Origin of the sequence: Wenyingzhuangia gilva (genome assembly GCF_030519655.1) — a bacterium.
Taxonomy (GTDB): domain Bacteria; phylum Bacteroidota; class Bacteroidia; order Flavobacteriales; family Flavobacteriaceae; genus Wenyingzhuangia; species Wenyingzhuangia gilva.
Window position 1 is genome coordinate 28,888 of sequence record NZ_JAUMIT010000002.1, and the last position, 17,965, is coordinate 46,852.

Consider the following 17,965-nt stretch of genomic DNA (forward strand, 5'->3'; position numbering starts at 1 on the left):
TTGATGATTGAGTTAAAAAGAACCAATTCTGATCACTCAGATTTTAAAAAATTGGTAAAAGAGTTAGATCTTGATTTAAAAAGTTTTTATAAAGAAGAATTGTCTTTTTATAACGAACTGAATGATATCGAAAAAATAAAATATGTAGTTGTTGCCTACGAACAAAATACTCCTGTTGGTTGTGGAGGCATTAAGGAATACGTTAAAGATGTTGTGGAGGTGAAACGAATGTATGTTCCACCAACAAATCGTGGAAAAGGAATTGCTTCAATGGTTTTAACGGAGTTAGAAAACTGGAGTAAAGAACTTGAGTTTAAAAAATGTGTGTTAGAAACGCTGAAAGAAAAAGATACTGCAATTAAGTTTTACGAAAAGAACAATTATAATGTGATTCCAAATTTTGGAGCTTATGTAAAAGCAGAAAATAGTATTTGTTTTGAGAAAATATTATAAGAGGTAAAATACTCAGTTCTCTAATGCGCTCGTGCACCTTAGAGTCATCGATCGGAGTCGAGATGTTTTTTAAACAATAAAAATTTTCCCGCTTTCCGCCAATTCAACATTACTGAACTCAGTTTCCGCTTCTAGCTTAAATTCATTTAAATCGCTATATCTACTAGAATAATGTCCTAGAATAAGTTTTTTCACATTTGCTTGTTTTGCGATTTTTCCAGCTTCTTTTGCGGTACTATGTTTGGTTCTTTCGGTAAGATTTTTTTTATCTTCTAAAAAGGTAGATTCATGATATAATAAACTTGCTCCTTTAATAATAGGAATAATGTCAGGTTTGTAAGCGGTGTCACTACAAAAAGCATAACTATAAGTTTCTCTTGGCGGGAGTGTTAAATCTTCGTTTTCTATAACAGTTCCATCTTGTTTAATAAAGTCTTTTCCGTTTTTTAAGTTGTGATAATCACAAATTTCAATTTCGGGTTCCATGGAAATATTTTCCATGTTTAGCTTTCTTAAACTAGGTTTTTCTTCAAATAAAAATCCATTGGTATATACTCTATGCTCTAAAGGAATGGTAGAGACTTTAAGTTTTTTATCTTCAAAAATTACTTCACTTTCTTTGCTTTCTAATTCGTGAAATAACAATGGAAAAGAGGTCCAGGATTTAGATAGTTTTAGTTGAAGGGTAATCACTTCTTTAATTCCTTTAGGACCGTAGATGTGTAATTCTGTTCTACGATCTAACAATCCAAAGGTTGAAATTAATCCTACCAATCCAAAAAAATGATCACCATGTAGGTGAGAAATAAAGATGTGTTTAATTTTAGCAAAAGGAACCTTTTGTTGTCTTAATAAGACTTGAGTTCCCTCACCACAATCAATTAAAATATGTCTTTCGTTTATTTTTAAATATTGAGCAGTTGGATAAGCGTTTGTTCTTGGCGTGGCTGAGTGACAGCCTAATATGGTGAGTTGAATCCCCATTAAAAACCTAAGTCACGTGTCATTTCATCCATGTCAATAATATCCACTGCTTCAACTAAAGTAGGTACTACATTTAATTCTTCGTTAAAGGCATCTGCATCAAAACTAGGTAATATAATGGCAAAAGATTTATCATTTCCCGCTTGCGTTTCTGCAAAGCCTTGTAAAGATTTTATTTGAGCTTTTGTGGTATCGATTTTAGAAAAATCTAAAATGATATTTCTGTTTTTATATTTAGCCAATACTTTTGAAACTTCATCAAAAAAAGTATCAAAATCAGTTTCTGCTAAAAAAAGTGTGTATTTGTCTGAGGTAGTAATTTTCATAAAACCTATTGTTTAATTTGTGAAGCTAATAAATATATACATGCCATACGAATGGCTACTCCGTTTTCTACTTGATTTAAAATAATCGCTTGATCAGAATCGGCAACATCAGAAGTAATTTCTACTCCACGGTTAATAGGTCCCGGGTGCATAATGGTCACTTCAGAGTTTAAAGAGTTTAATAATTTTTTATTGACTCCGTATAATTGTGTGTATTCTCTGGTTGATGGAAAATATTTAATATCCATACGTTCATTTTGTACACGTAACATATTGGCAACATCAGCCCATTCTAATGCTTTACGTAAATCAGTTTCTACACCAACGCCTAAGCTTTCAATGTATTTTGGAATTAAAGTTACAGGTCCACAAACTTTTACTTCGGCACCTTGTAATTTTAATGCATAGATATTTGATAAAGCGACACGAGAATGTAAAATATCTCCAACAATCACTACTTTTTTACCAGCAACATCTCCCAATCGTTCTCTAATAGAAAAGGAGTCTAACAAAGCTTGCGTTGGATGTTCGTGTGTTCCATCACCTGCGTTGATAATTTTGGTATTTACATGTCTTGATAAAAATTCATGAGCACCCACATCTGGATGTCTCATCACAATAATATCTACTTTCATAGATAAAATATTGTTTACAGTATCAATTAAAGTTTCTCCCTTTTTTACGGATGAACCAGAGGCAGAAAAGTTAATAACATCTGCAGACAAACGTTTTTCGGCCAACTCAAAAGATAATTTGGTACGGGTACTGTTTTCAAAAAACAAATTGGCAATGGTAATATCTCTTAAAGAAGGGACTTTTTTAATAGGTCTGTTAATCACTTCTTTAAAATGATCGGCAGTTTCAAAAATTAAGTCAATATCTTCTTTAACTAGGTGCTTAATTCCTAATAGGTTTGGAACACTTAAGGTCTTCATCTATTTCTTTTTCTTGTTAGTTATATACACAGCATCCGATAAAGTATCGTTGCTCCAATTTACGACTACTACTTCTTCGTTAATTACATCTACCGTAGCACCTTTATAATCTGGTTGAATAGGTAAATGTCTACTAAAACGTCTGTCAATCAACACTAAAAGTTCAACTTCTGCAGGTCTTCCGTATGACTGAATGGCAGTTAATGCTGCGTTGATACTTCTTCCTGAAAATAAAACGTCATCAATAAAAACTACTTTCTGACCTTCAACTAAAAAGTTAATTTCGGTAGAATTTGCATTTAAAGGTTCGTCTCTACGTCTAAAGTCATCGCGGTAAAAAGTAATGTCTAATTTTCCTAGTTTGATGTTTTTCACCTGATAATCATCTCTTAAAATAGAAGCAATTCTCTCAGCAAAATAAGTACCTCTTGGCTGTAAACCAATTAAAACTGTGTTAGAAAAATCACCGTGATTTTCAATTAGCTGGCAAGCCAATCGTTGGAGAATGATTTGAATTTTTTTTGAGTTTAGAAGTATTTTATCACTCATAAGATCTAAGTAAATTAGTAGTACAAATATAGGTTTTTTGTTGATTAATTTGTTAAAAACATTTACTTACAAGGGCATGATAATTGAGTAATCTCCTTTATATTTATGTAAGACTAACAGAGTTTGCTCTACTAAAACGAAAAAGAAGATGATGTCATTATCGAAATTTGAGGAAATGCTTAAGACAAACGATGTGTATTTTTTTGATACTACTGAGTTTGAGGAGATTATTCATTACTACTTAGATGATGGAAATACTTCTATGGCAAAAAAAGCTGTTTATTTAGCGTTGGAGCAACATCCAGATTCTGCTGATATTAAGTTGATACAAGCAGAAATTATGGTTTTTGAAGACAAATTAGCCGAAGCTAGACTTTTGTTAGACAATTTAATGGCCATTTATCCTTACAATGATGAGGTGTATATTCAGATTGCCAATTTACTTTCAAAAGATGATAAGCACAAAGAGGCGATTGATTATTTAATTAGAGCCAAAGAATATACAGATGATTTGGCAGATGTTTCTGCATTGTTAGGAATGGAGTATTTGTATTTGGATGATTATGAAAAATCCAGAGAACATTTTTCTGTTTGTTTAGATTTTGATATTGAAGATTATCAGGCTTTATACAATATTATTTATTGCTTTGAAATGGAATCTTCGCATCATGAAGCGATTGCTTTTTTAGAAGATTACATCAATAAAAATCCATATTGTGAAGTCGCTTGGCATCAATTAGGACGTCAGTTTTTTGTGCTAAAAGATTATAAAAGAGCTTTAAAAGCTTTTGATTATGCTGTGGTGATAGACGAAGCTTTTATTGGGGGATATGTAGAAAAAGCAAAGACTTTAGAAAAGTTAGATAGATATGACGAGGCGATAGAAAATTATCAAATCACTTTAGATTTAGATGATCCTACTGCTTTTGCTTATTTACAAATAGGAGAGTGTTACAAAAAGAAAAACAATGCCACCAAAGCTATTTACTATTACAAAAAAGCGTTACACGAAGATCCTTTATTAGACAAAGGATGGATGTTGTTGGCTATTGTTTGCAATGAAGAAAAAGCATATGACAAAGCTTTGCATTATTTAAACAAGGCCATTGCTTTAGACGAAACCAATGTGACTTATTGGAGATACAATGGAGAAATTAATTTACGCTTAAAATTTTACGAAGAAGCTGCAGCGGCTTTTGAAAAATGTATTGAACTAGATGATTCAGGAGTAGATGTTTGGATTACTTTGGCTGATACTTGGATATTTACAGGAGATTTTTCTAGATCCTTAAATACATTGATTAGAGCTAAAAAACAACATACTAATTTTGCTGAAATTGAGTATAGACTAGGGTGTATCTTTTTTATTACTGATCAAAAAAAGGAAGCCTACTTACATTTAAAAACAGCTTTGAGTTTAGATTATGAATACCATTTAGTGATGCAAGAGTTGTATCCAACCGTTTTTGAAGATTTAAAAGTGCAAAGAATGGTTTTAAACTTTTTGGAGAATTAGTATTTAAAATTACATTTGCTCTAAAACACTTTTAATGAAAAGAACACTTAAAGATTACGCTATTATTTCTTTAAAAGGAATGGCCATGGGAGCAGCTGATGTAGTGCCAGGAGTATCAGGAGGAACCATTGCTTTTATTTCTGGAATATATGAGGAATTGCTTACAACCATTAGCAATATCAATTTATCGCTTTTAACGGTTATTAAAAAAGATGGACTAAAAGCAGCATGGAAACAAGCCAATGCTAATTTTTTAGTGGCTTTGCTTTTAGGTGTTGCCATTAGCGTGATTTCTTTAGCAAAAGGAATTTCATTTTTATTAGCTACCCAACCAATTTTGGTATGGTCTTTCTTTTTTGGATTGGTAGTCGCGAGTATTATATACGTAGGAAAGCAAATAGAAAAATGGAATTTTCCTCAAGTCATTTCTTTGGTTTTAGCTTGTGGAGTTGCTTATTATATTACCATTGTAAAACCAATGGTAAGTGATGATGCTTCATTTTTATTTCTGTTTTTAGCAGGGGCATTGGCCATTTGTGCTATGATTTTACCTGGGATTTCAGGAGCTTTTATTTTGGTTTTATTAGGGGCTTATGAAGCTATTTTAACAGCCGTGCATTCGAGAGATTTACAAATAATAGCCATTGTTGGTTTAGGTGCTATAGTAGGATTGTTGAGTTTTTCAAGAGTGTTAAAATGGTTGTTTGTACATTACAAAAACACAACATTGGCAGGTTTAACAGGTTTTATTTTAGGATCTTTAAATAAAATTTGGCCTTGGAAAGAAACCATTACGACAAGAATTAATTCAAAAGGAATAGAAGTGCCAGTATTGCAAAACAGTGTTTTACCTTCTAATTATGATGGTGATGCACAGTTAATGATCGCATTGTTACTTGCTTTAGCAGGTTTTGCTCTAATTTTAGGTTTAGAGAAATTGGCTAGTTATAAATCTTAAATATGTTTCCAAAAGGAAGTTTACTATATAATGTATTGCTCTTTTTAAAAGGAATGCTGATGGGGGTGGCTAATAAAGTGCCTGGAGTTTCTGGTGGAGCAGTTGCTTATGTGTTAGATTTTTATAATGAGTTGATTTACTCTTTCCAAAAAATAAACGGGAAGGCTTTTAAATTATTAATCAAGGGTCGGTTTAGGAGCTTATACAATTACATCAACGCTAAGTTTTTAATGTACATTGTTGGTGGAATGGTGTTTAGTTATTTCACTGTTTCTAAAATTTTAGATTATTTTTTACAGCATAACGAGTTACAGGTTTGGTCTTTGTTTTTTGGAATGATTATAGGTTCTGGAATTTATTTAATTAAAAAATATAAGGACTGGGAATTTAAAAGTTATGTTTCTTTAGCTATAGGAATTTCGGTTGGTTTTGCCATTACGTTTATTCACCCAAGTGGTCAGAATGACAATCTTTGGTTTGTATTTCTTTGTGGTGTAATTGGTGTTTCGGGAATGACTATTCCAGGACTTTCGGGTTCTTATATTTTAATGTTATTGGGTAATTATGTTTTTCTGTTGGTGGATTCTGTGAATATTTTAAACGATGTTTTGGTTGGCGTATTTACAGGAAATACAGCTATTATTTATGATCCAAACAATCAAAAATATTTAATTATTATAGCTGTCTTTACCCTAGGTTCTATTTTGGGATTGATATTTTTATCTCAAATATTGGCTTTTGTTTTGGGTAGATGGGGAAAGGTTGTAAATGCAGTCATTATTGGTTTTATTTTAGGATCCTTAGGGACTGTTTGGCCATGGAAAGAAAAAATATATGCGCAAAATAATGGCGTATTTTTAACAGATAATTTTAATCGTAAAATAGTAGTAGGTTTTCACAAGTATTTCCCCGATTTTTCAACAGAACAAACATGGATTGCTTTGCTTTTTGTAATTATTGGTGTAGTATTGGTACTTGGTGTAGAACGTTTTTCAAAAACAAATTAGTTAAATGGATAAGGTGACTTTTGGATTGGTAGGTAAAAATATTTCGTATTCTTTTTCTAGAGGATATTTTGGAGAAAAATTTCAGAAATTAGGATTAGAAAATCATCAATATGTAAATTTTGATTTGCAAAAAATATCAGTATTAGAAGAAATTATCAATGCCAAAGAAAATGGACTAAAAGGATTAAATGTAACCATTCCTTACAAGCAGGAGGTACAACCTTTTTTAAGTAGTATTGATGTAGATGCTAAAGAAATAGGAGCAGTTAATACCATTAAATTAAATGATGATGGAACTGCAGTGGGCTATAACACAGATGTGTATGGGTTTCAAAAGTCTTTAGAACCGTTGTTAAAATCTCATCATACAAAAGCTTTGATTTTAGGAACAGGTGGAGCTTCAAAAGCCGTGGCATTTGCATTTAAAAAATTAGGGATTGATTATAAATTTGTTTCTAGAACAGCTACTGAGGACAGATGGAGTTATGATCAATTAAATGAGGAAATTATAAAAGAATACACAGTAATTGTTAACTGTTCTCCACTAGGAACTTCTCCTAAAGTAGAGTTAAAACCAGAGATTCCCTATCAGTTTTTAAATTCAAATCACTTGTTGTTTGATTTGATTTATAATCCATCAGAAACAACTTTTTTACGTTTGGGAAAGGAACAAGGTGCTGCTATTAAAAATGGATTGGAAATGTTAGAACTTCAAGCAGAAAAGTCTTGGAGTATTTGGAATAGTTAAATCACTAAAAATTAAAAACCTAACTTCTATTTTTAGGAATGTTTTTTGTAGTAAAATTATTATCTTACAAAGGTGTTAATTTAAACAAATAGAAATCATGAAAAATATCTTAATTATATTTATACTAGTGATGAGTTCTGCTTTATATGCACAAGAAATTACTCATTTAGAAGCAAATCAAAATCCAAATGCACAAGCAGCATATGAAAAATATGCTAAAATTGCTGATGATTATATTTTAAAACAAGGAACAACATCACAAGAAACATATGTGGCTATTGATCCTATGGAAGAAAAGAGAATCAGAAAAAAAATACACAAAGATCACAGAGCGATGAGGGCTTTATGGAGACATGAAGAGCGATTAGAAAGAGCTAAGAATACACAATATATTCTGTCTAATCCTTATCGTTATTCTTGCAACAGTATCATAGGAAATCCTTTTTATGGAGGTGTTGGTTTAGGATATTTTATAGGAAGAAGTAGATTTTAAAAATAAACATAAAACAAATAAAAATGAAAAAAGGAATTTTAATAGCTGTATTAAGTGTTTTTGGCTTGATTACTATTTCTTCTTGTGCTAGAAAAGTGACGAGAATTGATACCAATGAAGTCATAGATATTAGTGGAAGATGGAATGACACAGATGCTAGGTTAGCAGCTGAAGAATTAAGTTCACAAATTGTAATGGGAGATTGGATCAATGATTATATGATTGCCAAAGGAAAAAAGCCAGTGGTAATTGTTGGTTTGGTTCGTAACAAATCTCACGAACATATAGATGCTGAAGTATTTACGGTAGAGGTTGAAAAAGCTTTGGTAAAATATCAAAAAGCAAGAGTGGTTCAAGGAGGAGAAATGAGAGAGGAACTAAGAGCTGAAAAAGCAGATCAACAAACAAACGCATCAGTATCTACCATGAAAAAATTTGGTTTAGAAACAGGAGCTGATTTTATTTTACAAGGAACTATTAATTCTGTTGTAGATGCATTGAAAAAACAAAAAGTAGTTTATTATCAAGTTGATTTAGAGTTAACCAATATTGAAACAAATGAAAAAGTTTGGTTTGGTGATAAAAAAATCAAGAAATACATTAAAAACTAGTATTGTCTTAGTATTGTAAAAAAACTGTTTAGGAATTATATAGAATTCTAAACAGTTTTTTTATTCATGATTGATATGAAAAAAGAACGCTTTATCATAAAATATACACTTATAGTACTTTTAGCAATAAGTACTTTTAGTTGTGCTACTTATAACGAGTTAAGTGCAAAATATCAACATGAAGTATTGAATGGTGAATTTGATGTTGCCATGAAAAGTATTGACAATAATAAGTATCTTAATAAAGACAGAAATGAATTATTGTATTGTTTAGAAAAGGGAAAAATAGCCTACTTAAAAGGAGATTATAAATTAAGTAACGAGCTTCTTAACAAGGCTGATTTGTTGATAGAAGATCACAAAGTAAATAAAGTAGGTGAAGTTTTAGGAGTGTTAGCCAATCCAGAAAAAACAACTTATAAAAGTGAAGATTTTGAAAAGGTTGCAATCCATTATTACAAAGCAATGAATTATATATTTTTAAATTTATATGATGATGCTTTGGTAGAGGCTAAAAGAATTAATCTTCAACTTCAAGAAATTAATGACTCTTATCCTGCAGGGAAAAAAAATAGATACACAACAGATGCCTTTGCGATGAATTTACAAGGTTTGTTGTACGAAACTACAGGAAATTTAAACGATGCATTTATATCTTACAGAAATGCAGTTGAATTGTATCAGCAAAACGATGGGACTTATTTTGGGGTAAATATTCCAAAACAATTAAAACAAGATTTAATTAATTCGGCCCATCAATTAGGTTTTAGAGATGAAGAGTTAAGATATTCAGAACTCTTTAACCTTAAATACGAACCAAAAGCTAATGATTTTAAAGGAGAAGTAATTGTGTTTTGGGAAAGTGGATTGGTACCGTATAAGTCTCAAACATATTTTACTTTTTCAGCATTACCAGGTAATAATAACGGATTTGTAAGCATTACTAATGAAGAATTGGGACTTACTATTCCAGTTCCAACAAGTAATAGTAGTAATAGTAGTAAATTTTCGGATATTAATGTTTTTAATATTGCATTTCCAAAATATGAAGATAGAATTCCATATTTTACAAGCGGTAAAGTAATTTTAAACAATAATAGTGCTAAAGATTATCAATTAGAGTTGGTGGAAGATTATAAAACCATTGCTTTTCAAACTTTAAAGGACAGAACAGTAAGAGAGATTGGAAAAATAGCACTTCGTGTAGCAGCAAAAAAAATATCTGAAAATATTGTAAGAAATCAGAATGAAAATTTAGGAGCTGTGTTAGGAATCTTAAACGCTCTAAATGAAAAAACTGATACTAGAAATTGGCAAACATTACCTAACAAAATATATTATACCAGAATACCTTTAAATAAAGAAGAAAATATTTTAAAGGTTGTGGTAAAAACGACCAATGAACAGACAGTAGAAAAGGAATTTAATGTAAAATCTTCAGGAAATTTAAATTTCATCAACTATATTACACCACAAAGTGAAAACGCTAACTAAAATTAGTTAGTTTTGAATTAGATAAGAGAAAATTAAAATATAATGATTACCATAGATATGGAGAAAGAAACTCAATCAATAGACTATAAAACAATGACTTTAGAAGCTTTGATTGCTACGTTAAAAAAGATGATTGAAGACCATCCTATTCAGGACATAAAAGAGCAAGCAAGTGCTATTAGAGCATCTTTTTATTATCAATACAATGAGCAGTTAGAAAAAGCAAAAGATTTGTTTGTTCAAGAAGGAGGAAATGAAATCGATTTTGATTATTCTCAACCGATACAAACAGAATTTAAAGATTTATGGAAATCTTATGTTGAAAAGAAGAATAATCACTACAAAAAGTTAGTCAAAGAATTGGCTACAAATCTTACAAAAAGAGAAGAAGTGATTTCATCTATAAAAGCCTTGGTAGAAAAAGGAGAAGTTTCTAGTACCTATAAGGAGTTTCAACAGTTGATGGCAGATTGGAAAGAAATAGGACCTGTGCCTTCTGATAAATACCAAGAAACATGGGGGAATTATCATTTATACGTAGAACAATATTATGATTTGTTACACATTAATAATGATTTAAGAGCCATTGATTTTAAACATAATTTAGAAGCGAAGAAACAAATAATTGAAAGAGCTAAACAATTATTAGAGCATGCAGATGTGCAGTTTGCTTTTAATGAATTACAAATTTTACATAAAATCTGGAAAGAAGAAACTGGGCCTGTTGCCAAAGAATTTAGAGAACCAGTTTGGGAAGAGTTTTCAGCTTTGTCAAATGCAATTCACGATAAAAGAGCTCTTCTTTTAGAAGAGTTAAGAAATGTAGAAGAAAAAAATTACGAACAAAAATTAGTTAAAATTCAAGAAATTAAAAACTTTGACTATTCTAAAAATAAATCTTTTGGAGACTGGAAAAAAAGCATTGATGCTTTTGAAGTTTTAAAAGAAGAATTTTTAGCCATTGGTAAAATTCCTAAAAGTAAGAATAAAGAAGTTTGGAATACTTTTAAGGAGGCTACCAAAGAGTTTAATAGTGCTAAGAATAATTTCTTTAAAGAAATAAAGTCTTCTCAAAACGAAGCTATTTCTAATAAAAAAGCATTGATAGATGAAGCTTTGGCTTGGAAAGATTCAGATGATTTTGAAGCGGCTACAGAAGTGTTTAAAAGAATTCAAGCAGCTTGGAAAAAAGTTGGATTTGTTCCAAGAAAACAAGCGGATGCTTTGTGGAAGGAATTTAAAAGTGCATGTGATGCTTATTTTGATAGATTAAATAATGTTAAAAAAGAAGGTACAGCTGAAGAGCAAGAGAACTTTGTAAAAAAAGAAGCTTTTTTAACAAAGTTGTCTAATGGAGAAATCACTTTAGAGACTTATAAACAATTGTTAAAAGAATGGATTGCTTTAGGTTTAGTGCCCCCACAAAAAAATAAAATAGATCAAGATATTTTACAGGAAATAACTAAAGGGCTTACTTTGCCAAAAGATAAAGTAGAGGCTGATTTTATTAAATATCAACTTAAAATAGCTTATCTATTAGCCATTGATAGTAAGAAATTATATACAGAGTACGATCAATTAAGAAAAGACGTAGACAATGCAACAAAAGATTTAAAACAACTAGAGAATAATTTAGGATTCTTTTCTAATACCAAAAAGACCAATCCTCTATTTGAGACAGTGATGAAATCTATTGAAACAGAAAAAGAGAAGCTTCTGTTGGCCAAGAAAAAAATTAAATATCTAAAGTCATTTCAATAAGAATAAAAAAGAGAAGCTATTAGCTTCTCTTTTTTATTCTTTAAGTAATTTTTTTCTAATTCTACTTAGCTGTATCGGTGTAATTCCCAAGTGTGAAGCAATTTGAAATTGCGGAATTAGTTGATCTATATTTTTGATTTTTTTTCTTAAAATTAAGTAACGTTCAGTTGCATTCTTAGATAGTAAATCTATTAAAGATTCTTCTAGTCTTGTATATTCTTTTTCTAATGTTTTATACATGAATTCGCTAAAATCAGGGAATTGTTTTCTTAAACTAGCCAAATCGTCAACAGTAATTTCTACCACAATAGCATCTGTTAAAGCCTGGCAAGCAATTAAGGCTGGAGATTTGTGAATGGCGGATTTTAGGGAACCAGCTATCTGACCTGGAGCTATAATAGATTTGTTAATTTCTTGAGCATCGGCACTTGTTTTCATATAAGTTCTTGTAATACCATCTATCACAAAAAACAATTTGTTATTTACAAGTCCTATTTCACATAAATATTCTCCAGATTTATATGATTTTACTTTAGCCAAACTAAGAAACTTTTTTAGGGTTTCTTCTGGTAAAGGGTGAATGTTATTTATAAATTTTAAAAAAGTATCCATGTTAATTCCAGAAATGTATTATTAACAAATGTAAATTATTTTAGGTAACAATCCACGTAATCCGTTAATAAATGAAATAAAAAACCTATAGCAATTAAATTTGTTTTTTTAGGAAATAATAAAAGAATGTAGACAAAAAGTGCATAGTATGAATGTAGTGGATGAAAGCCAATGCTACATCTGTTTGGGTCAAAAATAGGAGTCGCTAATAGGTGGTCTAAATCTATCAACATGGTAGCAATTAAAATCAGCCAATTGTATTTCCATTTTTTTGGATTGTAAACATAGGCAATGAGCCCTGGAAATAAAAAATGTAATCCGTAGTGAATACAGAATTTAAGAGATAGCATTTTTTAAATTTAAATTTTCTAAGTACATTCCTGCATTAGGACCTTCCATAAAAATTAAATCCAAAATACTTAGATTCTCTATAAATCCATGTTTGTCATCAAACATTTGTACATATTTAGGAAAATCAATAGCCAAATCTTTCTTAGATTCAACCCAATTTCTCAAATCTGTTTTATCAGTATAGTCACTAAAATATTCGGTAGTTTCAGAGAATGATTTTTCTTCTTGTAAAGCATCCATGATAAAAGCATTTGCTTTTTGATGTAATTCCCACAAGTATTTGTGTTTGGTTTCAAAAATAGGAATCAAATCGGCTTCGTAATATTCGTAAAAAGGAGAGGTTCTATAAGCAGATTGCAAAGATTTTAAATGATTTTTTTGCCAATCTTCTTCGTAGCTAATTTCAACCTCTGTGGTTAAAATCTTTTGTCCTTTGGTTTTGTTTACAGGAATATTTAAAAGAAGTTTACCATTGGCACCATAAATGTTACATCGCGTTCTATAGGTTTGTTTCACAAAATTATCCTGTGTTTCAAACGCTATCGTTTTTGCTTGTAAAATAGCTGCATACTGCGCAATAGGAGCAAAGTATGCAGGTTGTACCAAAAGTTTTGAAATCATATTTATTTTTTTCTTCGTTTGATGACTTCTTTACCTACATAGTATAGACCAAGCGCTACTAAGAAATATACCAAATAAGATTTAGGTTCTCCATCTCCACCAACAGTGGTGAAAAGTCTTTCCCAACGAATTTTTTTATTGATAGCTGTTTCGTTCTGATCTAAGCTCATCCAAATAAATACTGGTTTACCAACTACGTGATCAAACGGAGTGTATCCCCAGTAACGGGCATCTAAAGAACGTTGACGATTGTCTCCCATCATCCAAAAATAATCTTGTTTAATGGTATATTTATCTGTTTTTACACCATTGATGTAAATATCTCCATTGTCTTTTATTTCAAAATCATTATGCTCGTATTCAGAAATAATTCTTTCATAAAAAGGAAGTGTTTGTTTGTTTAAAGTAACTACATCTCCTTTAGCAGGAATGTATATAGGTCCAAAATTATCTTGACTCCAAGCGTACTGTGCATCATGAGGAAAAATACTTGGATCATAAACTCCTTTAGGATCTATGCTTCTTTTGATGGAAATAACTTTAGGATCATTTTGCATCATCAAAGCATGTTCTTTATCTAAATTGATAAAATATCTGCTTCTTTCTTGATTTAATACAGAAGCCTCAGATGGGTTTACATTATAACCATGTATAATTTCATCCGCCGTAAAAGGAGCGTTGGTTTCTACATAATAGTTAAATTGTGGCTTCGCTCTATCTGGTAAAACGGTTCTTTTACCATTGATATATATATATCCGTTTTTAATTTCTAAACTATCCCCAGGGATACCAACACATCGTTTAACATAGTTGGTTTTTTTATCAATAGGTTTGTAAGTAAACTTATCAGACGTGTCTCCCCACATTAATGCTAAAGAGTCTGAGGGCCAGTTAAAAACAACGATATCGTTTCTTTCTACTTTTTGTAATCCCGGAAGCCTCATATACGGTAATTCAATGCCTTTTACATAAGAACGCAATCCTGTTCCAGGAACAGAATCATGAACCATTGGCAAAGCTATAGGGCTAATAGGTACTCTAGCTCCATAGTGAAACTTACTTACAAAAAGAAAATCTCCAATCAATAAAGATTTTTCTAACGATGAGGTTGGAATGGTAAAAGGTTGCATTACATATGTGTGTACCAAGGTAGCAGCAACAACAGCAAACGTAATAGAACTAATCCATTCTCCTGTTTTACTAGGTGGTTTAATACTTCTATTCGCATTGTATTTTAATTGGTCAAAAATAACATAGTTTAAATAGAAGTTGTAAAACCCAAATGTTAAAATAGCCAACCAAGTGTCTTTGGTGTCAAATTTTCTGAAACTACGAGCAATTTCTACCCAAATAACTGGAAATATCAACAAGTTAATGACAGGAATAAACAAAAGAATGACCCACCATTTAGGTCTGTTTATAATCCCCATTAACACAATGGCATTGTAAACAGGAATGGCTGCTTCCCATGATTTTCTACCTGCTTTTTTGTATAGTTTCCAAGTTCCAGCAAAGTGTAATACTTGTACTACTAAAAAGAATATAATCCAGTTCATTTTTTTGTTTTTATATTATAAACCTAACACATCTCTCATAGAGAAGACACCGTGTTTACCTACTAACCATTCAGCAGCAATGACTGCTCCTAAAGCAAAACCTTGACGGTTGTGCGCTGTGTGTTTTATTTCAATACTATCTACTTCTGATGTGTAATCTACCGTATGTGTACCTGGCACTTCAGGACTACGAATGGCTTTGATAGGAATGTTTAAATCATCCGTAGCTTTATCTACCTCCCAGCCGTTATATTTGGTGTGTTCTATCACTCCTTCAGCTAATGTGATGGCAGTTCCACTAGGCTCATCTAATTTTTGTTTGTGATGAATTTCTTCCATCGTAACATCATACTGAGATAAGTTTTTCATCATTTTAGCCAAATGTTGATTCAACTCAAAAAAGATATTCACGCCCAAACTATAGTTTGATGCATAAATAAATCCACCATTTTTTTCGTTACACAAAGCAACCATTTTATCATAATCTGCCAACCAACCTGTAGTTCCAGAAACAACTGGTACTCCATTGTTAAAGCAGTTAGAGATATTATTTACAGCAACAGAAGGAATACTAAAATCAATAGCAACATCTGCCAATGTAATATCGTATTCTTTGGTGTTTTCATCAACTTTCACCACAATTTCATGTCCTCTACTTACAGCTATTTTTTCTATAGTCTGTCCCATTTTTCCGTATCCTAATAATGCTATTTTCATTCTTAAAATTTAAGATTTAAAGATAACCCTACATAATTGTCTTTAGAAACATTGTCTCTCATCAATTTAGGGTCGAATGTTATTTTGTCTGATATATTAAATTGCAACAAATGTGCATCTATACTGGCCTCTAAAATTTGTAAAGCATACAAACCTACAAAAGTTAACAAAGAGGTGTCTCTGTTTCTCCTTAAAACTTGTTGTGCGTTTTCTAAACTTTGATCAGAAAAAGTATCGTAAAACTCGTCTTGCTCGCCAGCAGCTCTTTGTTTAAAAGCATTACGATACCTTTTGTACGATTTGGCGTTAATATTGTAATAATAAAGAGGGATTGCCAAAGCTCCATAAACGATAGGAATTTTCCAGTAACGTTTGTTATAAGCTTGACCTAACCCTGGTAAAACAGCTGAGTAAAAAGCAGCTTTTGCAGGTGTTAAAGGGTTGTAACTATCTGTGTCTTCTAAAAAAGCTTGACTGTCTATAGACAATTGCCCTTCTTGATCTTGCGAAAAAGAAGATTGTATTGTAAGAATAGCTATGACGATTATGAGTATGTTACGAATCACCTAAGTTTAATAAAGCTTTTATTTTATTGAATTCTTCTTCTGAACTGAATGGAATGGCAATTTTTCCTTTTCCTTTGGCGTTAGCACTAATGGCTACTTTTTGCCCAAAGAATCGGTTAAATTTATCTTGACTTTCACTTACAAAAGAAGGCGTTGTATTGGTAACGGGATTATTTGGTTTTTCTTGCTTCATGTTAGCAACAAAAGCCTCTGTTTGTCTTACAGACAAACCATCTTTTAAGATTTTTTCATAAACCTCTAGCTGAATTAGGGTGTTTTCAATATTAATTAAAGCCCTACCATGTCCCATGCTTACAAATCCATCTCTCATTCCTGTTTGAATAATTGGATCTAATTTTAACAATCGTAAATAGTTGGTTACTGTAGAACGTTTTTTCCCTACGCGGCCTCCTAATTCTTCTTGAGTTAAGTTAATTTCATCAATCAAACGTTGATAAGACAAAGCAACTTCAATAGGATCTAAATTTTTACGTTGGATGTTTTCTACCAAAGCCATTTCTAACATCTCTTGGTCGTTTGCCAAACGGATATATGCAGGAATGGTTTTGTTTCCAATTAATTTAGAAGCTCTAAATCTTCTTTCTCCAGAAACCAATTGAAATTGATCATCAACTCTACGAACAGTAATAGGCTGAATAACGCCAAGTATTTTGATAGAATCTGCTAATTCTTTTAAAGCTTCTTCATCAAAATAAGTTCTTGGCTGAAAAGGATTGACCTCAATTTGATCAAGTTCCAATTCAATAATATTTCCAATAATTTCTGTCGCCTTTTCGTGATTGGCAGAGCGAACAGTCATATCGTTTTCTTTCAATAATGCAGAAAGACCTCTACCTAAAGCTTGTTTTTTTGTTGCTTTTGCCATGTGTTTTAATTCTTTGTAATCACTTCGTGAGCTAAGTTAATATAGTTTACGGCACCTCTACTTGTGGCGTCATAAGCAATAATACTTTCTCCATAACTTGGAGCTTCACCCAAACGAATGTTACGTTGTATAATGGTATCAAAAACCATGTCGCTAAAGTGTTTTTTCACTTCTTCTACTACTTGGTTTGATAAACGTAAACGTGAATCGTACATAGTTAGTAAAAGTCCTTCAATATCTAAAGAAGGATTGTGTATTTTTTGAACACTTTTTATAGTATTTAATAATTTTCCTAAACCTTCTAGTGCAAAATATTCACATTGAATTGGAATAATTACAGAGTTTGCAGCGGTTAAGGAGTTTAATGTAATCAATCCTAAAGAAGGGGCACAGTCAATAATAATAAAATCATACAAATCAGAAATAGGTTTTAAAGCCTCTTTTAGCATGTATTCTCTATTTTCTTTATCTACCAATTCAATTTCAATGGCAACCAAATCAATATGTGCAGGAATAATATCTACATTAGGTGAATTGGTTGGAATAATTGCTTCGGCAGCTGTACAAGAATGTTCTAACAATTCGTATGTTCCTTTTTCTATATTTTCAATATCAATACCCAAACCAGACGAAGCATTGGCTTGTGGATCAGCATCAATAATCAAAACCTTTTTTTCTAAAACGCCCAAAGAGGCAGCTAAATTAACTGAGGTAGTTGTTTTACCAACACCTCCTTTTTGATTAGCAATAGCAATAATTTTTCCCATGTAATAGATGCTGTTTATAATGTACGTAAAAGTACAATTATTTGTGAGTTGACG

General features: G+C 31.4%; 21 protein-coding genes. 9 read left to right on the plus strand and 12 right to left on the minus strand.

The window, feature by feature from the left end; all coding sequences use genetic code 11:
- Nucleotides 1-3 precede the first annotated feature (3 nt).
- The gene (locus tag QVZ41_RS05175; RefSeq protein WP_302883495.1) at nt 4-453 is read left to right on the plus strand and encodes a GNAT family N-acetyltransferase; all 450 of its coding nucleotides are present in this window, start codon (nt 4-6) and stop codon (nt 451-453) included.
- A 69-nt stretch (nt 454-522) separates the two neighbouring features.
- Here the strand turns inward: QVZ41_RS05175 and QVZ41_RS05180 are convergent, their stop codons facing one another.
- Genes QVZ41_RS05180 through pyrR form a run of 4 tightly spaced genes read right to left on the minus strand, consistent with a single transcriptional unit; the run spans nt 523 to nt 3,247 of the window.
- Nucleotides 523-1,437 (minus strand): ribonuclease Z, encoded by a 915-nt coding sequence (locus QVZ41_RS05180; protein ID WP_302883496.1) that lies wholly within the window; start codon nt 1,435-1,437, stop codon nt 523-525.
- Nucleotides 1,437-1,763 (minus strand): ribonuclease Z, encoded by a 327-nt coding sequence (locus QVZ41_RS05185; protein WP_302883498.1) that lies wholly within the window; start codon nt 1,761-1,763, stop codon nt 1,437-1,439. Before QVZ41_RS05185 ends, QVZ41_RS05180 begins: the two co-directional genes overlap by 1 nt.
- A 5-nt stretch (nt 1,764-1,768) precedes the next feature.
- Nucleotides 1,769-2,698 (minus strand): aspartate carbamoyltransferase catalytic subunit, encoded by a 930-nt coding sequence (locus tag QVZ41_RS05190; protein ID WP_302883499.1) that lies wholly within the window; start codon nt 2,696-2,698, stop codon nt 1,769-1,771.
- Nucleotides 2,699-3,247, minus strand: coding sequence for a bifunctional pyr operon transcriptional regulator/uracil phosphoribosyltransferase PyrR (gene pyrR, locus QVZ41_RS05195; protein WP_302883500.1), 549 nt, complete (start codon nt 3,245-3,247; stop codon nt 2,699-2,701). It lies immediately after the preceding gene.
- Between the two features lie 151 nt (nt 3,248-3,398).
- Between pyrR and QVZ41_RS05200 the strand changes: the two genes are divergently transcribed.
- The 8 genes from QVZ41_RS05200 to QVZ41_RS05235 all read left to right on the plus strand — a co-directional run bounded on the left by QVZ41_RS05200 (nt 3,399) and on the right by QVZ41_RS05235 (nt 11,835).
- Nucleotides 3,399-4,763 (plus strand): tetratricopeptide repeat protein, encoded by a 1,365-nt coding sequence (locus QVZ41_RS05200; RefSeq protein ID WP_302883501.1) that lies wholly within the window; start codon nt 3,399-3,401, stop codon nt 4,761-4,763.
- Nucleotides 4,764-4,797: 34 nt separating this feature from the next.
- Nucleotides 4,798-5,721 carry a polyprenyl-phosphate transporter gene (locus tag QVZ41_RS05205; RefSeq protein WP_302883502.1) on the plus strand — a complete coding sequence of 308 codons (924 nt, stop codon included), beginning with the start codon at nt 4,798-4,800 and terminating at the stop codon, nt 5,719-5,721.
- A gap of 2 nt (nt 5,722-5,723) precedes the next feature.
- Nucleotides 5,724-6,728 carry a DUF368 domain-containing protein gene (locus QVZ41_RS05210; protein WP_302883503.1) on the plus strand — a complete coding sequence of 335 codons (1,005 nt, stop codon included), beginning with the start codon at nt 5,724-5,726 and terminating at the stop codon, nt 6,726-6,728.
- A gap of 4 nt (nt 6,729-6,732) precedes the next feature.
- Nucleotides 6,733-7,476: a shikimate dehydrogenase family protein gene (locus tag QVZ41_RS05215; RefSeq protein ID WP_302883504.1), complete on the plus strand. Its 744-nt coding sequence runs from the start codon at nt 6,733-6,735 to the stop codon at nt 7,474-7,476.
- Nucleotides 7,477-7,573: 97 nt separating this feature from the next.
- A complete protein-coding gene (locus tag QVZ41_RS05220; protein ID WP_302883505.1) occupies nt 7,574-7,969 on the plus strand; it encodes a hypothetical protein in 396 nt (131 codons plus the stop codon).
- 23 nt (nt 7,970-7,992) lie between these two features.
- A complete protein-coding gene (locus QVZ41_RS05225; RefSeq protein WP_302883506.1) occupies nt 7,993-8,580 on the plus strand; it encodes a penicillin-binding protein activator LpoB in 588 nt (195 codons plus the stop codon).
- 75 nt (nt 8,581-8,655) lie between these two features.
- Nucleotides 8,656-10,074 (plus strand): COG3014 family protein, encoded by a 1,419-nt coding sequence (locus QVZ41_RS05230; RefSeq protein ID WP_302883508.1) that lies wholly within the window; start codon nt 8,656-8,658, stop codon nt 10,072-10,074.
- Nucleotides 10,075-10,116: 42 nt separating this feature from the next.
- Nucleotides 10,117-11,835: a DUF349 domain-containing protein gene (locus QVZ41_RS05235; RefSeq protein WP_302883509.1), complete on the plus strand. Its 1,719-nt coding sequence runs from the start codon at nt 10,117-10,119 to the stop codon at nt 11,833-11,835.
- Nucleotides 11,836-11,868: 33 nt separating this feature from the next.
- Here QVZ41_RS05235 and QVZ41_RS05240 read toward each other — a convergent pair whose 3' ends face one another.
- The 8 genes from QVZ41_RS05240 to QVZ41_RS05275 are packed head-to-tail and all read right to left on the minus strand — an operon-like array spanning nt 11,869 to nt 17,911.
- Nucleotides 11,869-12,447, minus strand: a complete 579-nt coding sequence (locus tag QVZ41_RS05240; RefSeq protein WP_302883510.1) for a Crp/Fnr family transcriptional regulator — start codon at nt 12,445-12,447, stop codon at nt 11,869-11,871.
- Between the two features lie 35 nt (nt 12,448-12,482).
- Complete coding sequence (locus QVZ41_RS05245; protein ID WP_302883511.1) at nt 12,483-12,797, minus strand: DUF6122 family protein; 315 nt, start codon at nt 12,795-12,797, stop codon at nt 12,483-12,485.
- The gene (locus QVZ41_RS05250) at nt 12,784-13,419 is read right to left on the minus strand and encodes a WbqC family protein (protein ID WP_302883512.1); all 636 of its coding nucleotides are present in this window, start codon (nt 13,417-13,419) and stop codon (nt 12,784-12,786) included. The genes QVZ41_RS05245 and QVZ41_RS05250 overlap by 14 nt, the downstream gene beginning before the upstream one ends.
- A gap of 2 nt (nt 13,420-13,421) precedes the next feature.
- Nucleotides 13,422-14,975 carry a signal peptidase I gene (lepB, locus tag QVZ41_RS05255; RefSeq protein ID WP_302883514.1) on the minus strand — a complete coding sequence of 518 codons (1,554 nt, stop codon included), beginning with the start codon at nt 14,973-14,975 and terminating at the stop codon, nt 13,422-13,424.
- Nucleotides 14,976-14,990: 15 nt separating this feature from the next.
- Complete coding sequence (gene dapB / locus QVZ41_RS05260) at nt 14,991-15,692, minus strand: 4-hydroxy-tetrahydrodipicolinate reductase (protein WP_302883515.1); 702 nt, start codon at nt 15,690-15,692, stop codon at nt 14,991-14,993.
- A gap of 2 nt (nt 15,693-15,694) precedes the next feature.
- Nucleotides 15,695-16,258, minus strand: a complete 564-nt coding sequence (locus QVZ41_RS05265) for a DUF5683 domain-containing protein (protein WP_302883516.1) — start codon at nt 16,256-16,258, stop codon at nt 15,695-15,697.
- Nucleotides 16,248-17,144 carry a ParB/RepB/Spo0J family partition protein gene (locus tag QVZ41_RS05270; protein WP_302883517.1) on the minus strand — a complete coding sequence of 299 codons (897 nt, stop codon included), beginning with the start codon at nt 17,142-17,144 and terminating at the stop codon, nt 16,248-16,250. Before QVZ41_RS05270 ends, QVZ41_RS05265 begins: the two co-directional genes overlap by 11 nt.
- Nucleotides 17,145-17,149: 5 nt before the next feature.
- On the minus strand, nt 17,150-17,911 hold the full coding sequence (locus QVZ41_RS05275) for a ParA family protein (protein WP_302883518.1): 762 nt from the start codon (nt 17,909-17,911) through the stop codon (nt 17,150-17,152).
- Nucleotides 17,912-17,965: the final 54 nt, after the last annotated feature.